This window comes from Pseudomonas sp. So3.2b, assembly GCF_019464415.1.
Lineage (GTDB): Bacteria > Pseudomonadota > Gammaproteobacteria > Pseudomonadales > Pseudomonadaceae > Aquipseudomonas > Aquipseudomonas shahriarae.
This window is the reverse complement of sequence record NZ_CP080494.1, coordinates 4,037,255-4,060,634: the sequence shown is the minus strand read 5'-3', so window position 1 is coordinate 4,060,634 and position 23,380 is coordinate 4,037,255. Positions and strand designations below refer to the sequence as shown.

Here is a 23,380-nt window from a genome sequence, read left to right as displayed (position 1 = left end):
TCGCGGGTTACAAAAATGTCACCTGCGCTGGCTGGCGTTTCATCAACACTTTGCCGTTGCGGATCGAATACAGCGCCAGGCCTTGGCTGCGAATGACTTCATAGTCGCTGTTTGCCGACAGGATCAGCAGGTTCGCCGGTCGCCCGGGCTCCAGGCCGTAGCGGTCGCCCAGGGCCATGGCTTTGGCGCTGTTGTCGGTGACCAGGTCCAAGGCCCTTTGCAGGTTGCTGTAGCCGAGCATATGGCAGATATGCAGCCCGGCCTCGAGCACCCGCAGGATATTGCCGTTGCCCAGTGGGTACCAGGGATCGACGATGGAGTCCTGGCCAAAGCAGACGTTCATGCCGGCCTCCAACAGTTCGTTGACCCGGGTCACACCCCGGCGTTTCGGGAAGTTGTCGAAGCGGCCTTGCAGGTGAATGCTTTCGGTGGGGCAGGAAACAAAACTGATGCCCGAGTGGCCCAGCAGGCGGAACAGCTTGGCGCAGTAGGCATTGTCGTAGGAGCCCATGGCTGTGGTGTGGCTGGCGGTGACCCGGCTGCCCATATCGCGACTGCGGGCTTCTTCGGCCAGCACTTCGAGGAAGCGCGAGTGCGGGTCGTCGGTTTCATCGCAATGCACGTCGACCAGGCAGCCGGTGCGTTCGGCCAGGTCCATAAGGAACTTGACCGAGCTGACCCCTTGGTCGCGGGTGTACTCGAAATGGGGAATGCCGCCCACCACATCGGCGCCCAGGCGAATGGCTTCTTCCATCAGTTCGCGGCCATTGCGGTAGGACTCGATGCCTTCCTGGGGAAACGCCACGATCTGCAGGTCGATCAGGTGGCCGCTCTCCTGGCGGACTTCGAGCATGGCCTTGAGTGCGGTCAAGTCCGGGTCGGTGACGTCCACGTGGGTGCGCACATGCTGGATACCATGGGCCGCCAGGGCCTGGATGGTCTGCTTGGCGCGGGTCTTGGTGTCCTCCTGGGTGATGGTGGCCTTGCGCTCGCCCCAGCATTCGATCCCTTCAAACAGCGTCCCGCTCATATTCCAGCGCGGCTCGCCGGCGGTGAGGGTGGCGTCGAGGTGGATATGCGGCTCGACAAATGGCGGTACCACCAGGTTGCCAGCGGCGTCCAAGTCGTCTGGCCCCAGGGTCGGCGCGGCGGTTTGTGGGGTAATGCTGGCGATCCGGCCATGTTCCAGGTGCAGATCATGCAGGCCTTCACGGTTGCGCAGGCGGGCGTTGATGATATGCATGGGCAAGTTCCTCTTGGGCAAAAAGCAATCAGGCAGACAGCCGCCAGATCATCAGCGCGACGCCGATGTCCAGACGGTCATTGGGGTTGTCCAGCGACAGCCCGCACAGGGCCTCGATGCGCTGGACGCGATGGGTCAGGGTGTTGCGGTGGACCGCCAACCGCAGGGCAGCAGCCACAAGGTTACCATTGTCCAGGAACCACGCTTGCAGGGTCGGCATCAGGCTCGGGCCGTGACGTTGATCATGGCGCAGCAGGGGCCCCAGGCGTTCCTGGAGAAACTGGTCGAGCAACCCGCGATCGCGCACCGCGCTCAGTAGCTTCAGCACCCCGAGTTCATCGTAGACACAGATACCGGCATGTTCACCAAAGCGCCGGGCGACCGCCAGCGCCTGGCGCGCTTCATCCAGGGCCTGGGCCAGGCCGGCTGGCGGATGTTTTGCCGCGCTCAAGCCGATGCACAGCTTCAGCGGGGCCAGGCGCAGGTTCAGGGGCTTGAGCCAGTTTGCCAGGCGTTGCCGGTTGTCACCGGCGGGCAGCAGCAAGGTCCACTGCCCAGCCCTGCCGAGCACGGGCAGACGCGAAGGATGCTCGGCGGCGAACTGGCGCAATCGGCGAGTAATGCCATCGTGCTGGCGGGCCAACTGAGCTTCGGCGTCCGCGGCCACGGTTTGCGCAAATAGCGCCTCGCCACCGTCCAGTTGCAACTGCACCACCTGCCAATCCCCGTCCAGCGGCATGCCCAGCTGGCTGGCGCGATGCAGCAGCAGGTCGAGGGACTGATAGTCGCCCGCCAACAGGCGCTCCAGCACCTCATGCCGTGAGCGTCCGAGTTGCTCGGCCTCGATCAGCGCGGAGCCGATGGCCTGGGTCACCAGGACCATCTTCAGGGAATAAGGCTGTTCGATCAGCGGCATGCCGACGGCGTCGGCAGCTTCCAGCAGTCCAGGGGGGATTGCCTGGATGTAAGCCGGCCCGGTCAGGATTACCAGGCCGGCGACTTGCCGCGCGCAGGCTTCGTCGAGCAAGCGCAAAAGGTTGGCCTCGTCACGGGGATGGTTGATGCCGGTGACGAACACCAGTTCGCCGCCCAGCACCCACTCGGCAATACCGCTGTTCTCGGCTACATAAGGCCAGCGCACGCCATTATCCAGGCCTGCGCTACCCGCCCGCAGGCTCATGCACTCCAGCCCCGGCAGGGCCAGTACATCCGCCACCGTCAGGCTCATGCCTGGGCGTCAGCCGATGGCACCCGCACCCGCAGGACGGCGGTGAGCGCGATGTAGGTAGCGGCCGCAGCGATAATCCCCACCAGTGGCGCGACCCACGGTGAGCTGAAGGCCAGCACCGTACCCACGGCATAGGCAATCAGCCCCGGCCAATTGAAGGCCGGCAAGCGCACATCTGCCAGCCGTGGATAGTGGCCGCGGTAGCGATAGAAAAAGTCGGCCATGATCACCCCGCCAATCGGTGGGATCACTGTGCCCAGCAAAATCAGGTAGGGCACCAGCATGTCGTACATACCCAGCAAGGCAAGCAGGGTGCCTATCACCGCGCCGACCAGAGTCACGGTCTTGCGGCGCCTGGTGCGCAGCAGGTTGCAGCCGGCGACGGCAAAGTTGTAGATGGTGTTGTCCTGGGTGCTCCAGATATTGAGCAGCAGCATGGCCATCGCCGCCATGGCGAAACCTTGCAGCAGCAACACCTCCACCACATCCGGTTGCTGATAGACGATGGCGCCGTAGGCACCGATCAGCACCATCAGGCCGTTGCCGACAAAAAAGCCGATCAGGCTGGCCAGCACCGCCACCTTGGCCGAGCGGGAAAAGCGCGTCCAGTTGGTGGCCTGGGTGGCACCGCTGACAAAGGTGCCAAACACCAGGGTAATGGCCGTGGACAAATCCAACTCACTGCTGGGCACCACGGCGAGCAAACCTTCCAGCCCGCCGACTTTTACCGTGGCCACCCACATCGACAGCAACAACAGCAGGCCCATGGCCGGGACTGCAATGTAAGAGAGAATTTCCAGCCCCCGATAGCCCACGTAGGCCGTGGCGCAGAACGCCAGGCCGAACAACACCATCAGTGCCAGTACGCTGCCCTGGCTCAACTCGAAATACTTGCCCAGCACCACGGCCGCCGTGGCGGTGCCCCAGGCGTACCAGCCAATCTGGGTGAAACCCAGGATCAGGTCACTCAACTTGCTGCCCACTTCACCAAAGCAGAAGCGCCCCATCAGCACCGAGTTCAAGCCGCTCTTGAAGGCGATGTACCCCAGGCCTGCGGCGTAGATACCCAACAGCAGGTTACCCAGGGCCACGACCCCGAGCATCTGGGTAAAACTGAAGGCCACCCCCAGCTTGCCGCCGGCGAACATGGTCGCGGTAAAAAAGGTGAAGCCCAGCAACACCATGGCCGTGGAGCCAAGGCCCTTGCGTGCATGCATGGGCACTTCGCTGAGAGGGTAATCGTTGCCCGGTTCGTTCTGCGTCATGTGCCGTTCCCCTGTGAGTGACCCAGGGCCTGTTGCAGCGCCCGTGCCAACTGCCGGGCAGTGATGGGTGCACGGTGAGCACTGTGCAGGTTGCACAATATTTGGGGGTGGGTAGGGCAGGGAGGCGGAATGGCTTGTGGATTGTGCCCAGCCCGGCACTAAAGTGGTGCGGCGGTGATACAAATGGGATCACCGGTCCAGGGTGTCAGTCGAACAGGGTCTGGGTGATTTCCCCACGGTGAAAGGCGAAGGCTGCTTCAAGATCACTTTCGATGGTGCGGCCGCGTGACAGGGGCGGCAGGTTGTCGAGGCTGAAGAAGCCGACGTCGGTGGTTTCAAAGCCTGCCACGGGGGCGGCCTGGTCGGTGCGTTCGCAAAGGAAGTACAACTTGTAGAAGTCGCGTACGTCAGGCCGATACAGGCCCTTGGCTTTGTGGGTCACGCTGTACAGCGCCCGTGCGGTAACGCTCAACCCGGCCTCTTCGCGAAGTTCCTTGATGATGTTTTCCGCAGCGGATAACCCGATATCGGCGTAGCCACCCGGCAACGCCCAGCAGCCATCCGTTGCTTCGCGCACCAGCAGGATTCGGTCGCCTTCGATCAGCGCGCCACGTACATCAATCATCGGCGTTGAGTAACGCTGGGCGAAGTCCGAAACCAGGCCGGTAATGCGCTCCAGAGGCACTTGCCCCAACTGCGCGAGCATGCTGTGGGCAATATGGGCGATCTCTTCCAGGCGTTCGCGCTCGAAGTCATCCGTGCAAAAGTGCAGCCCGGTAGAGGCCAGTGCCTGCAAACGCTTGGCCTGTGCCAGCCAGGTGGATTCCATGGTGTGGTTCCTTGGTTTGCTTCAAAACCTGGTTTTATTCGCTACTATCGTCGAGGGCAAGCCAGGGATGGAGCAATCCATGGCGAGGGAGGTGTCCCCTCGGTTTTGTAGAGGTGCTCTATTCACCGCGATAAATACAGCCACTGGTGCAGGTCTCATGGATACGAATGGCGCTGAGTTCCGGCAACAGCGGCTTCAGCTCATTCCATATCCACTTGGCCAGTACTTCGCTGGTAGGGTTTTCCAGGCCGGGGATGTCGTTGAGGTAGTTGTGGTCGAGGCGCTCATAGAGCGGCTTGAAAATCGCCTTGATCTCCGAGAAATCACGGATCCAGCCGGTATGCGGATCGAGGTCGCCGCTCAGGTGGATGGCCACCTTGAAGGAGTGGCCGTGCAGGCGCCCGCACTTGTGGCCTTCGGGGACGTGGGGCAGGCGGTGGGCGGACTCGAATGTAAACTCTTTGAAAATTTCCACGGTATGACCTGTAAGGCAGGAGTTTCTAGGGCTGTGTGCGATTGTCAGTGTGGGGTGAGCGCTTTATGGGCCCAGGTGACCGACTTGGCGCGCATTCTAACCTGTTTTATCGGGCAACCAGGCGGCGTGCGTAAAGCGCTGTTACTCCTGGGACCATAACGTTGTACTGACCTTGACCCCATCCCCACACGGCAATGAGCGCTGCGACCCTCGGCGCTCCAGTTCGGCATACGCACGGGCACACTGCACCTGGCTTTGGGCAGCGGCGTTATCAATGCTGATATTGCCGGTGGTTTCAGACACCAGGTTGCCGTTTTTCTCCAGCCGGATCAGTGGCCGTTCGGGCTGCATTTCAAAGCGACTTTTCGTCGGTTCGGTACTCAGTGCCAGGTCGGTGGGGGCTGCCGGCAACTGATCTTCGGTGACGCCATAGCGCGTGAGAAGCGAGAGATTGGGCAAGTCCTGCGCGCTTGCCTGGCCTGCCGCCAGAAGCAGGAACATGCCAAGGCTGTACATTTTTTTGCGATTAGAATGCATGGTTGTATCTTTCCAAAGTTGTTTCCTGGTGGGCTGGATTGAAGAACAACTTATTATTATCGCAACCACGTTTAGGGCAGGGTGTATCCAGCCAGAAAGAAGAGCCGTGGCGGTTACCGAACTGCGTACCTGGTTCATAAACCTTGAACGAGGAAGGGCTGAAACTGGTGTTACTGCAACCAGTAATCAGGGCGGTAGTGACGAGGCCCAGGAACTTTATGGGTTTCATAAGGGGGAGGTCCGCGTTGAATTTATCAGTGTTTTACAGGGTTGCCCGCAAGCCAGGCAGCTCGTTGCAGGGCTAGGCTTCTTCGCTCTCGAACTCCAGCAAGTCGCCTGGCTGGCAATCCAGGGCGATACATAGCTTGTTCAGGGTTTCGAGTTTAACGCCTTTGATCTTTCCGTTTTTCAATAGCGATAGATTGGCTTCGGTAATCCCAATGGCATCTGCCAGTTGGTTGGAGCGAATCTTCTTCTTCGCCATCATGACGTCCAATCGAATAATGATTGTCATGGGTTAGATGATGCTTTTGTTTTTATCGTCGATAACTTTTGATTCGGCCACTGTTGATGAGAATGCACACAGAAAGATGCCTTGTATGATCGCATACATAGCGCCGGATGATACACCCAAGGTAAGGGTGAACGTACGCTCGCCGGGCGCTACGCCAATTTGCGGAAAAATAAGGCCTGCTGGCTCAGAGCGCAATCAAGCGCTCACCCAGATGGCCACTATCGGCCAGTTCAAGGAACTCATCGCCCAGCCGCTGGCTTTCACTCATCGCGGTTTGCCAGTACTGATTGCGTCGCGCGTCATCCCCCATAAAGCGCTTGAAGTCGCTGCGATCCGGCAATTTGCCGTGGGGCAGGCGGGCCAGGTAGTCCCGTGAGGGGGCCACCAGCAACACATCCTGCAGACCCTGTGGGCTACTGCGCCGCCACGGCAGGCTCTTGTCAAACCAGCCGGGGATGACTCGATCAGTGAAGTGCGGGTACAGAACAATGTCATCGCCGTGGTAGGGCAGGTCGAGGTGGTAGTCCAGCAGGCCACCATCGCGATAGGTGCCGGCACCGGCGCCCGGCAAGTCGCGTACGCCTTGCATCACCATAGGGATCGAGCCGGACGCCAGCAGGGCCTGGCGCAGGTTGCCCGGTTCCAGGGCGAGAAAGCGCGAAGGGAAATCCGTGAGCGGGTGCAGTGGCGGCGCCTGGCGCGGGTCGTGGATGATCAGCCGTTCAAAATGCCGGGACAGCCGCGCACGGCCGCGCAGGTTATCGGCGATCACCGAGGACAGGCCCAGGCCCAGGCGCCCACGGTGATCGTCGGCCAACAGGCCATGGCTTTTGACCACGACTATATTCAGACGATAGTGCGGGTTATCCAATAGCGACGCATCGCGCCCGGCCAGCAGGTCGTCGAGCATGCGCTGGCAGCTCTGGCTGACCTCGGCCATGGTCACGCCCTTGGCAAAGCGTTGCTCGTTATACAGGCGCCCGAGGTCGAGCAGGCCCTGTACCGGATCCGGCAGGCAGGCACTGGCAAAGCGCCAGGAACCGATCGACGCGCCGATCAGCGCACGCTCGCGGGGGGCACGCGCCAGCCAGTCACCGAACAGCGCCAAGTCCAGACCCTGAATGCCCAGGGCCTTGGGACCACCGGCCGCGCCGGGCAGAATCCCCACATCGGCAGGCTGGAGGCCTTGTTCGCGAATGCGTGCAAAAGCGCGTTGGCCAGCCTTGAGCGTCAGGGCGGGGAACTTGATGTGAATGGCCGTCATACCGATCTCTGTGCAGGCGAGCCGGGCAGTATAGGAAATATTCCCCGGAGCCTGGCAAGGTGTTGTGGGACAATTGCCATGGTGGCAATTCAGTTTCAGTTAAGTTGCGACCCGTACTGTGGGGGCCGTAGGCAAAACATCCTGAAATGGAGAACGATCATGAAAACCCTCACAATTATCACCGCCAGTATCATCGCCCTCACCAGCGGCCTGGCCCAGGCGCGGGACCTGGGGCCGGATGAAGCGCTGAAATTGCGTGACGCTGGTACCATCCAGTCTTTCGAGAAGCTCAATGCCGCCGCCCTGGCCAAGCACCCAGGTGGCACGGTGCATGAAACCGAGCTGGAGCAGGAATACGGCAAGTATATTTACCAGGTTGACCTGCGCGATGCCCAGGGCGTCGAGTGGGATGTGGAATTGGACGCTGTCACCGGGCAAGTCCTCAAGGATCATCAGGATACGTAATGAAGGTAAATCTACGCACCGGCAGTCGACTGGCGCTGGTGCTCCTGGCCTTTTGCTCGGTGGTGGCTGCCCGGGACCTCAACCAGGATGAAGCCCTGGAATTGCGTCAGCAAGGGGTGATCCTGTCCCTGGAGCAACTGCTGCTGCAGGCCATGGCCCGGCATCCCGGTGCCAGGTTGCTGGAGGCTGAGCTTGAGAGCAAACACGGCAGTTACGTCTATGAGGTGGAGCTGGTGACCACCGATGGCGTGGTCCGGGAAATCAAACTGGACGCGACCACCGGCGCGCTGCTTGAAGACGAGGAAGATGACTGATGCGCCTGCTTCTGGTGGAAGACCACGTACCGTTGGCTGATGAACTGATGGCCGGGCTGAAAGCCCAGGGCTATGCCGTGGATTGGCTGGCGGACGGTCGCGATGCGGTGTATCAGGGGCGCAGCGAGCCGTATGACCTGATCATCCTCGATCTGGGCCTGCCTGGCTTGCCGGGGCTTGAGGTGCTGAGCCAGTGGCGCGCCGCCGCGCTGGCGACCCCGGTGTTGATCCTCACCGCCCGCGATTCCTGGGCCGAGCGCATCGCAGGGCTCAAGGCCGGGGCCGACGATTACCTGAGCAAGCCGTTCCACCCCGAGGAGTTGTACCTGCGCATCCAGGCCTTGCTGCGCCGTTCCCATGGCCAGGCCAATCAGCCGACCTTGCAGGCGGCGGGCTTGCACCTGGATGAAGGCCGTCAGTGCGTGATGCGCGACGGTGCCGAGGTGCAACTGACCGCTGCCGAGTTTCGCCTGCTGCGCTACTTCATGCTGCATCCCGAACAAATCCTTTCCAAAAGCCATCTGGCCGAGCACCTGTATGACGGCGAGACCGAGCGCGACTCCAATGTCCTCGAGGTCCACGTCAACCATCTGCGGCGCAAGCTCGGGCGCAGCGTGATTGAAACCCGGCGTGGCCAGGGTTATCGCTTTGGCGCCAGCCCCGCGTGAGGTCGATCCAGCGGCGGCTGAGCCTGGGGCTGATCAGCGTGATGGTGATCGTCGGCCTGGTGCTGGCGCAGACCAGCCTGTGGCTGTTCGAAGTGGGTCTGCAGCGCTACCTGGAAGCGGGTCTGCGCAACGACAGCGAAAACCTGCTGGTGGCCCTGGTGCGTGGGCCCGGCGGCGTGCAACTGGATGAACAGCGCTTGTCACCGGCCTATCAACGGCCGTTTTCCGGGCATTATTTCCGTATCGACTTCAGCGACAACCACTGGCGCTCCCGTTCATTGTGGGACCAGGAACTGCCGCAACTGCCCCAGGCCGGCCTGAAGGGCAACCTGCAATTGGGCCCGGAAGGCCAGCAACTGCTGGTCCTGCGATCGGACTACAAGCGTTTTGGCCAGTCGATTTCCATCAGCGTGGCTCAAGACTACACGCCCGTGCGGGAAAGTTTTCGCCTGATGCGCCAGGTCGGCCTGGTCCTCGGGCTGGCGGCGCTGCTGCTGATCCTGATCCTGCAACGGGTCACCGTACGCCGGGCCCTGCGCCCGCTGGAAACTGCGCGCGAGCAGATTGCACAGCTGCAACAAGGCCAGCGCTCGCAACTGGATACCCAGGTGCCGGTGGAGCTGGAGCCGCTGGTGGCGCAGATCAACCACCTGTTGGCCCATACCGAAGACAGCCTCAAACGCTCGCGCAACGCCCTGGGTAACCTCGGCCATGCCTTGAAGACCCCGCTGGCGGTATTGTTGAGCGTGGCTTCCAGCGAGCAGCTCAAGGACCAGCCACAATTGGCCAAGTTGTTGCGCGAGCAGTTGCAGCAGGTGCAGCAACGGCTCAACCGCGAACTCAACCGCGCGCGTCTGGCCGGTGAAACCCTGCCCGGCGCGCTGTTCGACTGCGACAGCGAACTGCCGGGCTTGCTGGCGACCCTGAACATGATCCACGGCGAACACCTGGAGTTGAGCTACCAGGTTCGCCCCGGCTTGCAACTGCCCTGGGACCGCGAAGACTTGCTGGAGCTCTTGGGCAACCTGCTGGACAACGCCTGCAAATGGGCGGATGCCGAAGTGCGTTTGAGCATTGAGCAGACCCCGGAGTGTTTTCAACTGATCGTCGAAGATGACGGCCCGGGTATTCCCGAGGCCCAGCGCGACCAGGTTTTCAGTCGTGGCACCCGCCTGGATGAACAGACCGATGGCCATGGCCTGGGGCTGGGCATCGTGCGGGACATTGTCGATGTATGGGGCGGTACATTGCGGTTGCAAGAGAGCCCACTGGGCGGGCTCAAAGTGTTGATCGAACTGCCCCGGCGCCACACCTGACCGGTGGATACGGGTGCCGATTTGCAACAAGACTTTTCTTACAGAACCTGGCTCGCGTAAATTCGCTTATAACAGCCACCACGCAGGCCGTGTGGAACAGGTTAAAGGCACCAGGATTTTCTCTGTTTCGCGCGCGGCAGCTACCATAGGGCTCGTCAGCCGGTCACGCGGCTGCTCGGTACCTAATAAGAAGGATAAAAGGTGAATCTATGCAAATGACCAAACGCTTGAGCCTGTTTGCTGCTGCCGCAGCCCTTGTCGCCAGTTCCTCGGCACTCGCCGCCCCAACCTTTATCAACGTCCTGACCGGTGGCACCAGCGGCGTGTACTACCCGATTGGGGTGGCGTTGTCACAGCTGTACAGCAACGGTATAGACGGATCGAAGACCTCGGTGCAGGCCACCAAGGCGTCGGTGGAAAACCTCAACCTGCTGCAAGCCGGTCGCGGCGAGCTGGCCTTTGCCCTCGGTGACTCGGTCGCCGATGCCTGGAATGGCGTGCAAGACGCCGGCTTCAAGGCTCCCTTGAAAAAACTGCGGGCGATTGCCGGCACCTACCCCAACTACATCCAGATCGTCGCCAGCAAGGAGTCTGGCATCACCACCCTGGAAGATCTGAAAAACAAGCGTATCTCCGTCGGCGCGCCGAAATCCGGTACCGAGCTGAACGCCCGCGCCATCTTCAAGGCTGCTGGCCTGAGCTATGAAGACATGGGCAAGGTCGAGTTTCTGCCGTACGCCGAGTCGGTCGAGTTAATCAAGAACCGCCAGTTGGATGCCACCCTGCAGTCCTCGGGCCTGGGCATGGCGGCGATCCGCGACCTGGCCGCGACCCTGCCGATAACCTTCGTTGCCATCCCGGCGGATATCACGGCGAAGATCGATAACGCTGCCTACCAGGGCGCGGTGATCCCGGCGGGCACTTATGACGGTCAGGACAGCGATGTAGCGACTGTGGCCATCACCAACATCCTGGTCAGCCATGACGGCGTGACCGATGAGGTGGCCTACCAGATGACCAAGCTCATGTTCGACAACCTCGATCGTCTGGGTAACGCCCACTCGGCGGCCAAAGATATCAAGTTGCAGGGCGCGGCCAAGGGCCTGCCTATCCCACTGCATCCGGGCGCCGAGCGTTTCTACAAGGAAGCGGGCGCACTGTAAGGCCCAGGTGGGTGCGGTGCGCAGTGCCAAGCGCTGCGCGCTATGCCAGAGCGGTGAATAGCCTGGCGCGCACAACGCGCCAGGCTTGTTGGCATGTCGATGTTGTAACGTGGGAGTGACCTGCATGAGTGAGCACGATCAAGGCCTTGCCGCCAGTCCCAGGGATTGGCCGCGAGCGCTGTTCTACGTCGCGCTGTTGTTTTCCGTCTTCCAAATCATTACCGCGGCCTTTCATCCGGTCTCCAGCCAGATTCTGCGGGCCGTGCATGTGGGCTTTCTGTTGCTGGTGGTGTTTCTGTGTTTCCCGGCGCGTGGCAATGCTCAGCCCTGGCAGCCGATGGCCTGGCTGCTGGGGCTGGCCGGAATGGCCACGGCGTTCTACCAGTGGTATTTCGAAGCCGACTTGATTCAACGCTCTGGCGACCTGACCGATAGCGATATGGTCATCGGTCTGGTGCTGATTGTGCTGGTGTTTGAGGCGGCGCGGCGGGTGATGGGGATTGCCCTGCCGTTGATCTGTGCGCTGTTCCTGGCCTACGGCCTGTTCGGCCAGTACCTGCCGGGCGATCTGATGCACCGCGGCTATGCCATCGACCAGATCGTCAACCAACTGGCCTTTGGCACCGAGGGGCTGTATGGCACGCCGACCTATGTATCGGCCACGTACATCTTCCTGTTTATCCTGTTCGGTGCGTTCCTTGAACAGGCCGGAATGATCAAGCTGTTCACCGATTTCGCCATGGGCCTGTTCGGCCACAAACTCGGTGGCCCGGCCAAGGTTTCCGTGGTGTCGTCGGCGCTGATGGGCACCATCACCGGTTCGGGGGTGGCCAACGTGGTCACCACCGGCCAATTCACCATCCCGTTGATGAAGCGCTTCGGCTACAAGTCGGCGTTTGCCGGTGGCGTGGAAGCGACCTCGTCGATGGGCAGCCAGATCATGCCGCCGATCATGGGCGCAGTGGCCTTTATCATGGCCGAGACGATCAACGTGCCGTTCTTCGAGGTGGCCAAGGCCGCGTTGATTCCGGCCATGCTGTACTTCGGCTCGGTATTCTGGATGGTTCACCTGGAAGCCAAGCGCTCCAACCTGCGTGGCCTGCCCAAGGACGAATGCCCGAACCCCTGGGCCGCGGTGAAGCAGCGCTGGTATCTGTTGATTCCGCTGTTTGTGCTGATCTACCTGCTGTTCTCCGGGCGCACGCCGCTGTTCTCCGGCATGGTCGGCCTGGCCCTGACGTCCATTGTGATTCTCGGCTCGGCGATCATCCTGCGGGTCTCGTCCAAGGTGATGCGTTTTGTCTTCTGGATCGTCCTGGGTCTGCTTTGCGCGGGCTTCTTCCGGCTCGGTATCGGCATGGTGTTCGGGGTGGTGGCGCTGCTGGTGGCGGTGTGCTGGTTTATCAAAGGCGGCCGCGACACCCTGACCATCTGCCTGCATGCGCTGGTAGAGGGCGCACGGCACGCGGTACCGGTGGGGATTGCCTGCGCCCTGGTGGGGGTGATTATCGGTGTCGTGTCGCTGACCGGGGTGGCGTCCACCTTTGCCGGTTACATCCTTGCCATTGGCCAGGACAGCCTGTTCCTGTCGCTGGTGCTCACCATGCTCACTTGCCTGGTGCTGGGCATGGGGATCCCGACCATTCCCAACTACATCATCACCAGTTCGATCGCTGCACCGGCACTGCTGGACCTCGGCGTACCGCTGATTGTCTCGCATATGTTCGTGTTCTATTTCGGCATCATGGCCGACCTCACACCGCCGGTGGCATTGGCCTGTTTCGCGGCGGCACCGATTGCCAGGGAGAGCGGCCTGAAGATCAGCTTTTGGGCGGTACGCATCGCGGTGGCGGGGTTCGTTGTGCCGTTTATGGCGGTGTACGAGCCGGCGCTGATGCTGCAGGGCGATAGCCTGCTGGCCACACTGTATGTGGTGGCCAAAGCGTTGCTGGCCATTGGTATCTGGGGCGCGGTATTTACCGGCTACTTGCAAGCCAGGCTGAGTTGGTGGGAGCGCCTGCTGGGCTTCTTCGCCGGTGGTAGCCTGATTCTGGCGACGCCGTTAAGTGATGAAATCGGCTTCGTCATGGTGGGGCTGTTGATCGCACAGCACTGCTGGCGGGCCCATCGTGCCCAGGCGGCCACTGCGTGATCGGTCTGTGTCTGGGCTTGGCGGGCGCGGTATGGGCACAAGTGCCTACGCCTGTGGTCACCCTGGCCTGGACGCATACGATTGAGAAAGTGCGCTGGGAAGAGGATTACCGTGTAACGCCTGAGGGCCTGGTGTTGGGCGAGGCGCGGGTCAAGGGTTCCGGGGCCGGTATGGAGATCCCGCACGGCGCCGAACTGCGTGAGGGCAGTTGGCATTACCAGCGTCAGTTGCCACCCTTGCAGCCCCTGCGCCTGGGCCGCACCCCCGAGGCCGGGGATTATCAACTGTGTTTCAACCAGCAGTGCCAGTGGCTGAGTGCCTGGCTCGGCCCGCCCCAGGCGAGCCAGCCGGCGGTAGAGCTGTGGGGGTGTGAGCTGGAGGTTGCGTCCAGCCCCCGGCCCCGCACCTTTTAACCGCGATCAGACCCGGAACTGGTCCATCAACCCCTGTTGCTGATTGGCCAGGCTATTGAGCGTCTGGCTGACCCGCGCCGATTCATTGGCTTGTTCCGACAGCGACTCGGTCACATCACGAATCGTCGCCACGTTGCTGTTGATCTCCTCGGCCACCGCGCTTTGCTGCTCGGCGGCGCTGGCGATCTGCAGGTTCATGTCGCTGATCACCGTCACCGCATCGCCGATCTGGCGCAATGCCGTGACGGCCTGGCCGACCTGTTCGACACTGCCCTGGGCCTGGCGATGGCTGTTGCTCATGGAGCTCACCACTTCCTGGGTGCCGTTTTGCAACTGTTCGATCACCTGGCGGGTTTCTTCCACCGACTCCTGAGTGCGCCGTGCGAGGTTGCGCACCTCGTCCGCCACCACCGCAAAACCACGCCCGGCTTCACCGGCACGGGCGGCTTCGATGGCGGCGTTGAGGGCCAGCAGGTTGGTTTGTTCGGCAATCGCGCGGATCACTTCCAGCACTGAACCGATCTGCTCGCTATTGGCTGCCAGACCTTCGACCTGGGCCATCGCCGTGCTCATGTCGGCAGCCAGGTGGCCGATGCTGGTGGTGGTGCGGTCGATCACCGTCAGGCCTTCGCGGGTGGCCTGGTCGGCATCCCGTGCAGCGTGTGCCGCCTGCGCGGCGCTGCGGGCGACGTCCTGGGCGGTGGCGCTCATTTCGTGGGAGGCGGTGGCCACCTGATCCACCTGGCGGTACTGCTGCTCCATGCCGGCACTGGTCTGGCTGGCGATTGCCGCTGATTGGTCGGCGGTGCTGCGCGCGTCCTGCACCGAGCGTTTGACCTCGGCAATGATCGGTTGCAGTTTGTCGAGGAAGCGGTTGAACCAACTGGCCAGTTCGCCCAGCTCGTCGCGCTTGTCGTAGGCCAGGCGCCGGGTCAGGTCGCCTTCGCCGCTGGCGATATCCTCCAGCATATGGGCCACGCCGAGGATCGGCCGGGTGACACTGCGGGCCATCAGCCACACCAGTAGCAAACCGACGATGGCGGCGAGCAGGCCCAGGCCAAGTTCCAGCAGGGTGCCTTTGGTGTTGTCGGCATCCAGCTCGGCCTTGAGGGTTTCGGCGGGGCCGATCAGGACTTTTTCCGGCACATCCAGCAACACGCCCCAGGACTTGCCATTGGGAATGGGCTGGAACGGTGCCAGCACCTTGAGTTGATGGTCGGTACGCAGGCTGTAGGTCTGGGTGCTGCCGGCCATGGCGCTGATCAGTTGTGCGCCGCTGGCGGTATCCACACTGTCCAGGCGCTGGCTGAGCTTGCTCGCATCCGGGCTGTAGCCGGCCAGCAAACCCACTGGGCTGATGATGCTGACGTTGGTCTGGCCGTCATACAGCTCGCGGCTGGCATTCTGGCTGACTGCCTGCAGGCTGTTGAGGTTGATGTCCACCGACAGCGAGGCGATGACTTTGCCATTGGCCATGAGCGGGAACACGATGCTGGTCAGCAAGACGTTGTGCCCGTCGATCACATAGAAGTACGGCTCGATCACACACGGCTTGAGGGTGGAGCGTGGGCAGGTGAACCAGGTGTTGGCCTTCTCGCCGCTGGGGCCGACGCTGGTGTCGGACATATCGCTTTCCGGCAGCGCCATCGAGGTCAGGGTGCCGGGTGTCGGCTGCGACCAGTACAGGGCAAAGCGTCCCTTTTCATTGCTGCCCAGCTCCGCTTGGCCGGCGAACAGCTCATCCTTGCCATCCAGGGCATTGGCCTCAAAGACCAGGGACAGGCCCAACAGGTCCGGGTTGGCTTGCAGGGCGGCCTTGACCTGGCGGGTCAGGTCTTCACGCAGGTCGAAGGCATCGAGGAAGCGTTTTTCGGCCTGTTCGCGCAAAAACAGCACCTGGCGCGAAAAGCCATGGCCATATTGGTAGGCGTCCATAAATTGCTGGCGGATGCCCAGCGCCTGCACTTCACCCTGGGCTTCGATGCGCGATTGGGCGGCAACATTAAGCATCTGTGTGCTGGAGGTCTGGACCCGTTGCGAACTCTGGTCCATCCGATACAGCGAAAGACCCACCAGCAGGGTCACGATGCCCAACAGACAAAGGCCGGCGAGGAGGGTGATTTTCCATTGAATGGACAGCTGCCTGAGCGACATGGAGATCCTTAACCTTTCGTTGCGACAGAGATAATCCACGCTATCGGCCGCCGGTTGTTTTTCTTTATTCATACGTTCAATTGAATCTATTCGCGACGTCGTTCTTTGACATGGCGCGCCGGCTGCTGCAAAGTGCGCGGCCTCTAATAAAACTCCCTTTCTGCGTGTGCCGTGGTCGACATCTGGCCGGGGCGCCGGCACGTGTTGTGTTTATATTTCTGTCTTGAGGTAACCATGATTAACGCAGTAATCGCCGCGGTCGGTACCATGCTCGTGCTCAGCCTGTCCCGCGTGCATGTGGTCATCGCGATCATCGTGGGTGCCCTGGTCGGCGGTTTGACCGGTGGCCTGGGGATCGACGCGACGCTCAGCGCGTTCAACAGCGGCTTGGGCGGCGGTGCCACGGTGGCGTTGTCTTACGCATTGCTCGGTGCTTTCGCGGTGGCGATTGCCAAGTCCGGCCTGGCCCATGCCCTGGCGGACAAGGCCCTGCTGCTGGTGGGCCGCCAGGACACCACTGGCGGCAGTTCTGTCAAATGGCTGCTGATCTGCCTGCTGGGAGCGGTGGCGATTGCCTCGCAGAACATCCTGCCGATCCATATCGCCTTTATCCCGCTGCTGGTACCGCCGCTGCTGTATGTGCTGACCAAGTTGCAGATTGACCGGCGCCTGATCGCCTGCGTCATGACCTTCGGCCTGATCACCCCGTACATGTTCCTGCCGGTGGGCTTCGGCAATATCTTCCTCAACCAGATCCTGCTGGCCAATGTCGCCAAGAGCGGGGTGGATATCAGCCAGGTCAACGTTACCCATGCCATGGGTATTCCGGCGCTGGGCATGGTGTTCGGCCTGTTGGTGGCGGTGTTTATCAGTTACCGCAAAAAGCGCATCTACGACCAGCAGAAGATCGAGCGGGTCGAGCAAGTGGCGGTGCAGTACAACCCGCTGACCCTGCTGGTCGCCGGGCTGGCCATTGCCTCGGCCTTTATTATCCAGTTGTGGCTGGACTCGATGATCATCGGTGCCCTGGCGGGTTTCCTGATCTTCTCGGTATCGGGCATCGTGCGCTGGCGCGACACCGATGATCTGTTCACCGAAGGCATGAAAATGATGGCGATGATCGGCTTCATCATGATCGCGGCGTCGGGGTTTGCCGAAGTGCTCAAGGCCACCGGCCAGGTACAGACGCTGGTGCAGGACTCGGCCGATTTTATTGGCCACAGCCGTGGCGTGGGTGCGCTGTTGATGTTGCTGGTGGGCCTGCTGGTGACCATGGGCATCGGTTCGTCGTTTTCCACCGTGCCGATCCTTGCGGCGATTTTTGTGCCGCTGTGTGTGCAACTGGGGTTCAGCCCGCTGGCCATTGTCTGCATCGTCGGCACCGCCGGGGCCCTGGGCGATGCCGGTTCGCCGGCGTCCGACTCCACCCTGGGGCCGACCTCGGGTTTGAACATCGACGGCCAGCACCACCATATCTGGGACACCGTGGTCCCGACCTTCCTGCACTACAACCTGCCGTTGCTGGTATTTGGCTGGTTTGCCGCGATGACCCTGTAACAAGCAGATTCCTACAGTTTTCTCCTTTAGGGCCGTTAACCTCCTAACGTTGCCCTACAAGAGAGAAGATCCATGCGTCTGAGTCTGAAGGCCAAAGTCCTGTCCCTCGCCGTACTGCCGGTGTTGTTGTTTGCCGTGGTCATCAGCCTGACCACCGTGTGGATCCTCAAGGAACAGGCGCGCACCGAGGTGGCCGAAACCCGCCAGCGCCTGCTCAACAACGCCAAGGCCACCCTGCAAAGTTATGTCGAAGTGGCGATGACCACCATCAAGCCGCTGTACGACGCCGCAGCCCCCGGCGATACAGAGGCGCGGGCGCAGGTGGTCAAGCTGTTGTCCAACACAACCTACGGCAAGGACGGCTATTTCTTCGGCTACGACTCCGAAACCATCCGCCTGTTCAAGGGCAACAGCCCCGACGGCGTGGGCAAAAGCTTCAAGGACAACCGTGACCCCAACGGCGTCTACGTCAACCGCGACCTGGTCAGGGTCGGCAAGGACGGCACCCACTACCTGCAATACAGCTCGACCCAGCCGGGGCAAACCGAACTGGTGCCCAAGCTCGGCTACACCGAGTACCTGCCCAAGTGGGACATGGTGATCGGTACTTCGGTCAACCTCGACGGTATCGAGGCCCTGGTCAGCGAAGTCGAAGCCAAGGTCAACGAGCGCATGGAAGGGGTGTTGTTGAGCATTGTCGGCATCGCCGTAATCCTGCTGTTGCTGATCGCTGCAGCGGGCATGCTGCTGGCCAATACCATCCTGCGCCCCTTGCACCTGATGAAAGCCAACCTCGACGATATCGCCGCCGGTGAGGGCGACCTGACCCGGCGTCTGGCAATCACCAGCCAGGACGAGTTGGGTGAATTGGCCGGCTCGTTCAACCGGTTTGTCGACAAGATTCACGGCCTGGTACGCCAGATCACTGACATGACCTCGCAACTGACCGGGCTGGTCAGCCAGGTGTCCGAGCAGGCCCATCGTTCGGAACAGGCCATGGAACGCCAGCGCCAGGAAACCGACCAGGTGGCGACGGCGATCAATGAAATGTCGTCTGCCGCCCATGAAGTGGCCCGCAGTGCCCAGGGCGCGGCCGTGGCGGCGCAGCAGACCGACGCCGAAGGCCAGGCCGCCAAGCGCGTGGTGGATGGCAGCATCGCGCAGATTCATGCGTTGGTGAATGACATCCGCAGCAGTGGCGTGTCCCTGGATAGCCTGCAACAGGACGTGTCGTCGATTGTCAGCGTGCTCGGGGTGATCCGCTCGATTGCCGAGCAGACCAACCTGCTGGCCCTCAACGCCGCCATTGAAGCCGCCCGTGCCGGTGAAGCCGGGCGTGGTTTTGCGGTGGTGGCCGATGAGGTACGCGCACTGGCCAGCCGCACCCAGCAAAGTACCCAGGAAATCCAGGGCATGATCGACCGCCTGCAAAAAGGCACCGAGGCGGCCGTGGAATCCATGCGCCGCTCCAGCGATGCCGGCGACGGCACCTCGGCCCAGGCCAACGAAGCCGGGGCGTCCCTCGATACCATGGCGCAACTGATCGGCACCATCAACACGATGAACGCGCAGATCGCCAGTGCTGCAGAAGAGCAAACCGCCGTGGCCGAAGAGATCAACCGCAGCGTGCATCAGATTGCCGTGGCGGTGGACAGCGTGGCGGACGAGACCCAGCAGGGCGCACAGACCTCCCGCAGCCTGGCGGAACTGGGGCAGCGGTTGGGGCAGTTGGTGGGGCAGTTCAGGATCTGATCTGGCAATTGCGGTGCTGGTTCTGGCCTCATCGCAGGCAAGCCAGCTCCCACACTTGATCGGTGAACATGGTCAAAATGTGGCGGTTGCTGGGGTAGTTCGGGATCTGATCTGGCAATTGCGGTGCTGGTTCTGGCCTCATCGCAGGCAAGCCAGCTCCCACACTTGATCGGTGAACATGGTCAAAATGTGGCGGTTGCTGGGGTAGTTCAGGATCTGATCTGGCAATTGCGGTGCAGGTTCTGGCCTCATCGCAGGCAAGCCAGCTCCCACACTTGATCGGTGAACATGGTCAAAATGTGGCGGTTGCTGGGGTAGTTCGGGATCTGATCTGGCAATTGCGGTGCTTGATCTGGCCTCATCGCAGGCAAGCCAGCTCCCACATGTTGAACTGTGAATGCAGTCAAATGTGGGAGCTGGCTTGCCTGCGATGGGGCCCTAACAGCCGCTACACATCCCGCATCAACAACCCAAACCCGATATCCATGTCCAACGGTACCGGCACATACACCGTGTGCCCATCCCCCGGCGCTACCTCAATCGCCTCACCCTTGGCGTTATGCATCATCCCCAGGTCAAAATGGAAATTCCCCGCCGGGGTCATCAGTTCCAGGTGATTGCCCACGGCAAAGCGGTTCTTCACCTTGACTTCGGCCAGCTCCCCGCGCCGTTCGCCGGTCAATTCCCCGACAAACTGCTGTTGTTCCGAGACGGAGCTGCCGTTCTGGTAGTTCTGGTATTCGTCATGCACGTGGCGGCGCAGGAAACCTTCGGTGTAGCCACGCTGGGCCAGGGACTCAAGGTTGGTCATCAAGCCCCGGTCGAACGCACGACCGGCCACCGCATCATCAATGGCCTGGCGGTACACCTGGGTGGTGCGCGCCACATAAAAGTGGGACTTGGTGCGGCCTTCGATTTTCAACGAATGCACGCCCATCTGCGTCAGGCGCTCGACATGCTGCACCGCCCGCAGGTCCTTGGCGTTCATGATGTAGGTGCCGTGTTCGTCCTCGAAGGCCGGCATCTGCTCATCCGGGCGGTTGGCCTCCTGCAGCAGGAACACCTGGTCGGTGGGCGCGCCAAGGCCCAGGGTCGGCTCGGGCTGATACTGCTGGACGATATCGCCCACGGTGTTTTCGGCCGCGGGTGTGGCCTGGTATTTCCAGCGGCAGGCATTGGTGCAGGTGCCCTGGTTGGCATCGCGCTTGTTCATGTAGCCGGACAACAGGCAACGCCCGGAGTAGGCCATGCACAGCGCGCCATGCACAAACACTTCCAGCTCCATGGCCGGCACGTGCTGGCGGATTTCGGCGATTTCTTCCAGGGACAGCTCCCGCGACAGGATGATCCGGCAGATGCCTTGCTGCTGCCAGAACTCGACACTGGCCCAGTTCACCGTGTTGGCCTGCACCGACAGATGGATCGGCATCTGCGGGAAGTGCCGGCGCACCAGCATGATCAAGCCCGGATCGGACATGATCAGCGCGTCCGGGCCCATGGCGATCACCGGTTCCAGGTCCTTGAGGAAGGTTTTCAGCTTGGCATTGTGCGGCGCGATATTGACCACTACATAAAAGCGCTTGCCCTGGGCCTGCGCCTCGGCGATGCCCAGGGCCAGGTTGGCGTGATCGAACTCGTTATTACGCACCCGCAAGCTGTAGCGCGGCTGGCCGGCGTAGACCGCATCGGCGCCGTAGGCAAAGGCGTAGCGCATGTTTTTCAGGGTGCCGGCAGGGGCGAGCAATTCGGGAGCGAGGACAGGGAGCATGGGATTCAGATCGCAAAAGGGCGGCAGGGTAGCCGAGCCGGGCCTGGCGGTTATTGATCTGGGTCTACGCTGTAGAAATAAAGATGGCACTCGCCGGATGCGCGGTGGACTAAGCAACAGGGCGCGCTGGGCGCCCGACGTTTTTCTGGCACGGATCGGACATGAACCAAACGAATCTGCAATTCAAAACCCTGCTATTGCTGCTGGTCCTGGTGACCCTCGCGTTTTTCTGGATCCTGTTGCCGTTCTACGGCGCGGTGTTCTGGGCGGTTATCCTCGGGATCATCTTTGCGCCTATGCAGCGGCGCCTGCAGCTCAAGTTTGGCTGGAACCGCAACCTCACGTCGCTGTGTACCCTGATGGTGTGCCTAGTGATCGCGATCTTGCCGGTGATCATCACCAGCGCCTTGCTGGTGCAGGAGGGGGCGACGCTGTACAAGAACGTCGAAAGCGGCAAATTGGATGTGGCGGGCTACATCGAGCAATTCAAGAACTTCCTGCCGCCGTACTTCCAGCACCTGCTGGATCGCTTCGGCATGGGCAACCTGGAAGGCCTGCGCGAGAAAATCGTCAAGGGCGCGATGCAGGGCAGCCAGTTCTTTGCCAGCCAGGCATTCAGCTTTGGTCAAGGCACCTTTGATTTCCTGGTGAGCTTTTTCATCATGCTCTACCTGCTGTTCTTCCTGCTGCGCGACGGCCCCGAACTGGTGCGCAAAGTACGCACGGCGGTGCCGCTGGCCGAGCCACAGAAGCGTCGCCTGCAACTGAAGTTCAACCGCGTGGTACGGGCGACCGTCAAGGGCAATGTGCTGGTGGCGGTGACCCAGGGGGCACTGGGTGGCCTGATCTTCTGGTTTCTGGATATTCCCAGTGCGTTGCTCTGGGCGGTGCTGATGGCGTTTCTGTCATTGCTGCCGGCGGTGGGTGCCGGGATTGTGTGGGGGCCGGTAGCCGCGTACTTCCTGCTCAGCGGTTCAATCTGGCAAGGGGTGGTGCTGGCCCTGTTCGGGGTGTTTGTGATCGGCCTGGTGGACAACGTGCTGCGCCCGGTCCTGGTGGGCAAGGACACCAAGATGCCGGATTACCTGATCCTGATCTCGACGCTGGGCGGCCTGTCGGTCTTCGGCCTCAATGGTTTTGTGATCGGGCCGTTGATTGCCGCGCTGTTTATTTCCAGCTGGGGGCTGTTTGTCGAAACCAAACCCCGGGTACGCCTGCCATTGCCCTAAGCCGAGAAGCAGTGCGCCATCTTGCGTGACAGGGCCTGGGCGGCGGGCAGTGAGGTCAGGGGGCCACTGATGGCTTCACCGTCGCGTACCAGGTACCAACAGGCGAGCAAACCCAGCTCGCGAAGGGGGACAGGGACGGCACTGCCGACGACGGACATGATCTGGATAGTGGGCATATCTACCTCCATTGCTGATGGAGGTCACCTTACGGTGGCCCGGCGGCGAGGGAAAATCACCTTGCTCGATAGTCAACATCACTGTCATCGAGGCTGCGCCGGCAGGGTCTCAGTCAACCACCTGGTCCAGCATGTGCAGCACTTCCTGTTCATTGAGCAGGCCCTTGTGGACCAGGTTTTCTGCCAGCAGCGAAAGAAACTTGGCGCTGCGATGGCCTTCCAGGTGCTTGAGCTCGGTCAAGGCGCTATAGACCTTGCTCGAGGTGCAGAGGCCGGCGGTATGATGCGGATTTTGTGTGGGCATGCTGGGCGTCCTTGTTGTTATGGCCTGTTATGGGGGACAGTTTTGATAGTGAGAGTGCCGTGTGACACAAACATGACAGCGCGGCCCCCAATTGGGCAAGTGCACGTTGGCCTTAATAATGTCGGAATTAACAGCCAGGGTTGTCCCCATAACGACCCTGGCGAGATTTATTCAGACCAGGCCACCCATAAAAAAGCCCCGCCGGGTGTGCGGGGCTTTTGCTGCTGGGTTTACCAGCCACGCCCGTAATAGCCGCGGGGCGGGCCGTAGTAGCCACGTGGTGGCCCGTAATATACGGGCGCCCGGCGGTAATACACCGGCTGCTGCACGTACACTGGCGCCGGCTGGTAATAGACCGGTGGCGGGGCGGCATACACCGGCTGTGGCTGGTAATACACCGGTTGCTGCTGCACATACACCGGTCGATCATGGCTGGCGATCACAGAGCCAACTACGGCTGCGCCGACAACCGCACCCAATACGGCCGGGCCACCCCAACCGCCACCATGGGCGGAGGCTTGGCCGGCTACAGCAAGTGCACCGATCAGCAAAGCGATCCTGGGGATTTTACGAATCATGGTCTTTCCTCGGTTG

General features: G+C 61.5%; 23 protein-coding genes and 2 pseudogenes. 11 read left to right on the top strand and 14 right to left on the bottom strand.

What is annotated here, in order from left to right; genetic code table 11:
- Positions 1 to 7 precede the first annotated feature (7 nt).
- From codA to K1X80_RS18110, 8 genes are all read right to left on the bottom strand, one after another.
- Positions 8 to 1,243 carry a cytosine deaminase gene (codA, locus tag K1X80_RS18145; protein ID WP_057438504.1) on the bottom strand — a complete coding sequence of 412 codons (1,236 nt, stop codon included), beginning with the start codon at positions 1,241 to 1,243 and terminating at the stop codon, positions 8 to 10.
- A 28-nt stretch (positions 1,244 to 1,271) separates the two neighbouring features.
- Positions 1,272 to 2,471: a PucR family transcriptional regulator gene (locus K1X80_RS18140; RefSeq protein WP_120733554.1), complete on the bottom strand. Its 1,200-nt coding sequence runs from the start codon at positions 2,469 to 2,471 to the stop codon at positions 1,272 to 1,274.
- On the bottom strand, positions 2,468 to 3,736 hold the full coding sequence (gene codB, locus K1X80_RS18135; protein ID WP_057959086.1) for a cytosine permease: 1,269 nt from the start codon (positions 3,734 to 3,736) through the stop codon (positions 2,468 to 2,470). The genes K1X80_RS18140 and codB overlap by 4 nt, the downstream gene beginning before the upstream one ends.
- A gap of 205 nt (positions 3,737 to 3,941) precedes the next feature.
- Entirely contained in the window at positions 3,942 to 4,565 is a 624-nt protein-coding gene (locus tag K1X80_RS18130; protein WP_057959087.1) for an NUDIX hydrolase, read from the bottom strand.
- A 118-nt stretch (positions 4,566 to 4,683) separates the two neighbouring features.
- Positions 4,684 to 5,040: a 6-carboxytetrahydropterin synthase QueD gene (queD, locus tag K1X80_RS18125; RefSeq protein ID WP_003190259.1), complete on the bottom strand. Its 357-nt coding sequence runs from the start codon at positions 5,038 to 5,040 to the stop codon at positions 4,684 to 4,686.
- Between the two features lie 141 nt (positions 5,041 to 5,181).
- Positions 5,182 to 5,577 (bottom strand): hypothetical protein, encoded by a 396-nt coding sequence (locus K1X80_RS18120; RefSeq protein ID WP_057959088.1) that lies wholly within the window; start codon positions 5,575 to 5,577, stop codon positions 5,182 to 5,184.
- Positions 5,578 to 5,878: 301 nt separating this feature from the next.
- Positions 5,879 to 6,091, bottom strand: coding sequence for a helix-turn-helix transcriptional regulator (locus K1X80_RS18115; RefSeq protein WP_057439475.1), 213 nt, complete (start codon positions 6,089 to 6,091; stop codon positions 5,879 to 5,881).
- Positions 6,092 to 6,275: 184 nt separating this feature from the next.
- Positions 6,276 to 7,355, bottom strand: a complete 1,080-nt coding sequence (locus tag K1X80_RS18110) for a hypothetical protein (protein ID WP_057959089.1) — start codon at positions 7,353 to 7,355, stop codon at positions 6,276 to 6,278.
- A gap of 159 nt (positions 7,356 to 7,514) precedes the next feature.
- Here K1X80_RS18110 and K1X80_RS18105 point away from each other — a divergent pair, with 159 nt between their 5' ends.
- From K1X80_RS18105 to K1X80_RS18075, 7 genes are all read left to right on the top strand, one after another.
- Positions 7,515 to 7,820 carry a PepSY domain-containing protein gene (locus K1X80_RS18105; protein WP_057439473.1) on the top strand — a complete coding sequence of 102 codons (306 nt, stop codon included), beginning with the start codon at positions 7,515 to 7,517 and terminating at the stop codon, positions 7,818 to 7,820.
- Positions 7,820 to 8,134, top strand: a complete 315-nt coding sequence (locus K1X80_RS18100; RefSeq protein ID WP_057959090.1) for a PepSY domain-containing protein — start codon at positions 7,820 to 7,822, stop codon at positions 8,132 to 8,134. Before K1X80_RS18105 ends, K1X80_RS18100 begins: the two co-directional genes overlap by 1 nt.
- On the top strand, positions 8,134 to 8,802 hold the full coding sequence (locus K1X80_RS18095; RefSeq protein WP_057959091.1) for a response regulator transcription factor: 669 nt from the start codon (positions 8,134 to 8,136) through the stop codon (positions 8,800 to 8,802). The genes K1X80_RS18100 and K1X80_RS18095 overlap by 1 nt, the downstream gene beginning before the upstream one ends.
- The gene (locus K1X80_RS18090) at positions 8,799 to 10,118 is read left to right on the top strand and encodes a sensor histidine kinase (RefSeq protein ID WP_057959092.1); all 1,320 of its coding nucleotides are present in this window, start codon (positions 8,799 to 8,801) and stop codon (positions 10,116 to 10,118) included. Before K1X80_RS18095 ends, K1X80_RS18090 begins: the two co-directional genes overlap by 4 nt.
- Positions 10,119 to 10,327: 209 nt before the next feature.
- Positions 10,328 to 11,281 (top strand): TAXI family TRAP transporter solute-binding subunit, encoded by a 954-nt coding sequence (locus K1X80_RS18085; RefSeq protein WP_057439471.1) that lies wholly within the window; start codon positions 10,328 to 10,330, stop codon positions 11,279 to 11,281.
- 124 nt (positions 11,282 to 11,405) lie between these two features.
- Positions 11,406 to 13,433: a TRAP transporter permease gene (locus K1X80_RS18080; RefSeq protein WP_057959093.1), complete on the top strand. Its 2,028-nt coding sequence runs from the start codon at positions 11,406 to 11,408 to the stop codon at positions 13,431 to 13,433.
- Positions 13,430 to 13,846, top strand: coding sequence for a DUF1850 domain-containing protein (locus tag K1X80_RS18075; protein ID WP_120733552.1), 417 nt, complete (start codon positions 13,430 to 13,432; stop codon positions 13,844 to 13,846). Before K1X80_RS18080 ends, K1X80_RS18075 begins: the two co-directional genes overlap by 4 nt.
- Positions 13,847 to 13,852: 6 nt before the next feature.
- Here the strand turns inward: K1X80_RS18075 and K1X80_RS28600 are convergent, their stop codons facing one another.
- Positions 13,853 to 14,557: a methyl-accepting chemotaxis protein gene (locus K1X80_RS28600; RefSeq protein ID WP_370693743.1), complete on the bottom strand. Its 705-nt coding sequence runs from the start codon at positions 14,555 to 14,557 to the stop codon at positions 13,853 to 13,855.
- Between the two features lie 201 nt (positions 14,558 to 14,758).
- Positions 14,759 to 14,815: pseudogene (locus K1X80_RS28595) on the bottom strand (hypothetical protein); the annotation flags it as partial.
- 1,422 nt (positions 14,816 to 16,237) lie between these two features.
- On the opposite strand from K1X80_RS28595, the gene K1X80_RS18065 reads away from it, so the two are divergent.
- From K1X80_RS18065 to K1X80_RS28585, 3 genes and pseudogenes are all read left to right on the top strand, one after another.
- Entirely contained in the window at positions 16,238 to 17,557 is a 1,320-nt protein-coding gene (locus tag K1X80_RS18065; protein WP_169990072.1) for a Na+/H+ antiporter family protein, read from the top strand.
- Between the two features lie 72 nt (positions 17,558 to 17,629).
- A pseudogene (locus K1X80_RS28590) lies at positions 17,630 to 18,451 on the top strand (cache domain-containing protein); the annotation flags it as partial.
- A gap of 36 nt (positions 18,452 to 18,487) precedes the next feature.
- Entirely contained in the window at positions 18,488 to 19,309 is an 822-nt protein-coding gene (locus tag K1X80_RS28585) for a methyl-accepting chemotaxis protein (protein ID WP_370693742.1), read from the top strand.
- Between the two features lie 448 nt (positions 19,310 to 19,757).
- Here the strand turns inward: K1X80_RS28585 and yegQ are convergent, their stop codons facing one another.
- On the bottom strand, positions 19,758 to 21,077 hold the full coding sequence (yegQ, locus tag K1X80_RS18055) for a tRNA 5-hydroxyuridine modification protein YegQ (protein ID WP_057959101.1): 1,320 nt from the start codon (positions 21,075 to 21,077) through the stop codon (positions 19,758 to 19,760).
- Between the two features lie 161 nt (positions 21,078 to 21,238).
- On the opposite strand from yegQ, the gene K1X80_RS18050 reads away from it, so the two are divergent.
- Entirely contained in the window at positions 21,239 to 22,306 is a 1,068-nt protein-coding gene (locus tag K1X80_RS18050; protein ID WP_057959102.1) for an AI-2E family transporter, read from the top strand.
- Here K1X80_RS18050 and K1X80_RS18045 read toward each other — a convergent pair.
- The 3 genes from K1X80_RS18045 to K1X80_RS18035 all read right to left on the bottom strand — a co-directional run bounded on the left by K1X80_RS18045 (position 22,303) and on the right by K1X80_RS18035 (position 23,364).
- Positions 22,303 to 22,482: a hypothetical protein gene (locus tag K1X80_RS18045; protein WP_057959103.1), complete on the bottom strand. Its 180-nt coding sequence runs from the start codon at positions 22,480 to 22,482 to the stop codon at positions 22,303 to 22,305. The genes K1X80_RS18050 and K1X80_RS18045 overlap by 4 nt on opposite strands.
- A gap of 109 nt (positions 22,483 to 22,591) precedes the next feature.
- A complete protein-coding gene (locus K1X80_RS18040) occupies positions 22,592 to 22,786 on the bottom strand; it encodes a hypothetical protein (RefSeq protein ID WP_057959104.1) in 195 nt (64 codons plus the stop codon).
- A 230-nt stretch (positions 22,787 to 23,016) separates the two neighbouring features.
- On the bottom strand, positions 23,017 to 23,364 hold the full coding sequence (locus K1X80_RS18035) for a hypothetical protein (RefSeq protein WP_057439463.1): 348 nt from the start codon (positions 23,362 to 23,364) through the stop codon (positions 23,017 to 23,019).
- Positions 23,365 to 23,380: the final 16 nt, after the last annotated feature.

Coding starts and splice junctions, on each gene's coding strand:
- K1X80_RS18100 (WP_057959090.1), top strand. CDS start 7,820: ATGAAGGTAAATCTACGCACCGGCAGTCGACTGGCGCTGGTGCTCCTG.
- K1X80_RS18120 (WP_057959088.1), bottom strand. CDS start 5,577: ATGCATTCTAATCGCAAAAAAATGTACAGCCTTGGCATGTTCCTGCTT.
- K1X80_RS18095 (WP_057959091.1), top strand. CDS start 8,134: ATGCGCCTGCTTCTGGTGGAAGACCACGTACCGTTGGCTGATGAACTG.
- K1X80_RS18040 (WP_057959104.1), bottom strand. CDS start 22,786: ATGCCCACACAAAATCCGCATCATACCGCCGGCCTCTGCACCTCGAGC.
- K1X80_RS18130 (WP_057959087.1), bottom strand. CDS start 4,565: ATGGAATCCACCTGGCTGGCACAGGCCAAGCGTTTGCAGGCACTGGCC.
- K1X80_RS18050 (WP_057959102.1), top strand. CDS start 21,239: ATGAACCAAACGAATCTGCAATTCAAAACCCTGCTATTGCTGCTGGTC.
- K1X80_RS28585 (WP_370693742.1), top strand. CDS start 18,488: ATGACCTCGCAACTGACCGGGCTGGTCAGCCAGGTGTCCGAGCAGGCC.
- K1X80_RS18085 (WP_057439471.1), top strand. CDS start 10,328: ATGCAAATGACCAAACGCTTGAGCCTGTTTGCTGCTGCCGCAGCCCTT.
- K1X80_RS18035 (WP_057439463.1), bottom strand. CDS start 23,364: ATGATTCGTAAAATCCCCAGGATCGCTTTGCTGATCGGTGCACTTGCT.
- K1X80_RS18140 (WP_120733554.1), bottom strand. CDS start 2,471: ATGAGCCTGACGGTGGCGGATGTACTGGCCCTGCCGGGGCTGGAGTGC.
- K1X80_RS28600 (WP_370693743.1), bottom strand. CDS start 14,557: ATGAGCGCCACCGCCCAGGACGTCGCCCGCAGCGCCGCGCAGGCGGCA.
- K1X80_RS18115 (WP_057439475.1), bottom strand. CDS start 6,091: ATGACAATCATTATTCGATTGGACGTCATGATGGCGAAGAAGAAGATT.
- K1X80_RS18110 (WP_057959089.1), bottom strand. CDS start 7,355: ATGACGGCCATTCACATCAAGTTCCCCGCCCTGACGCTCAAGGCTGGC.
- K1X80_RS18080 (WP_057959093.1), top strand. CDS start 11,406: ATGAGTGAGCACGATCAAGGCCTTGCCGCCAGTCCCAGGGATTGGCCG.
- codA (WP_057438504.1), bottom strand. CDS start 1,243: ATGCATATCATCAACGCCCGCCTGCGCAACCGTGAAGGCCTGCATGAT.
- codB (WP_057959086.1), bottom strand. CDS start 3,736: ATGACGCAGAACGAACCGGGCAACGATTACCCTCTCAGCGAAGTGCCC.
- K1X80_RS18105 (WP_057439473.1), top strand. CDS start 7,515: ATGAAAACCCTCACAATTATCACCGCCAGTATCATCGCCCTCACCAGC.
- K1X80_RS18045 (WP_057959103.1), bottom strand. CDS start 22,482: ATGCCCACTATCCAGATCATGTCCGTCGTCGGCAGTGCCGTCCCTGTC.
- yegQ (WP_057959101.1), bottom strand. CDS start 21,077: ATGCTCCCTGTCCTCGCTCCCGAATTGCTCGCCCCTGCCGGCACCCTG.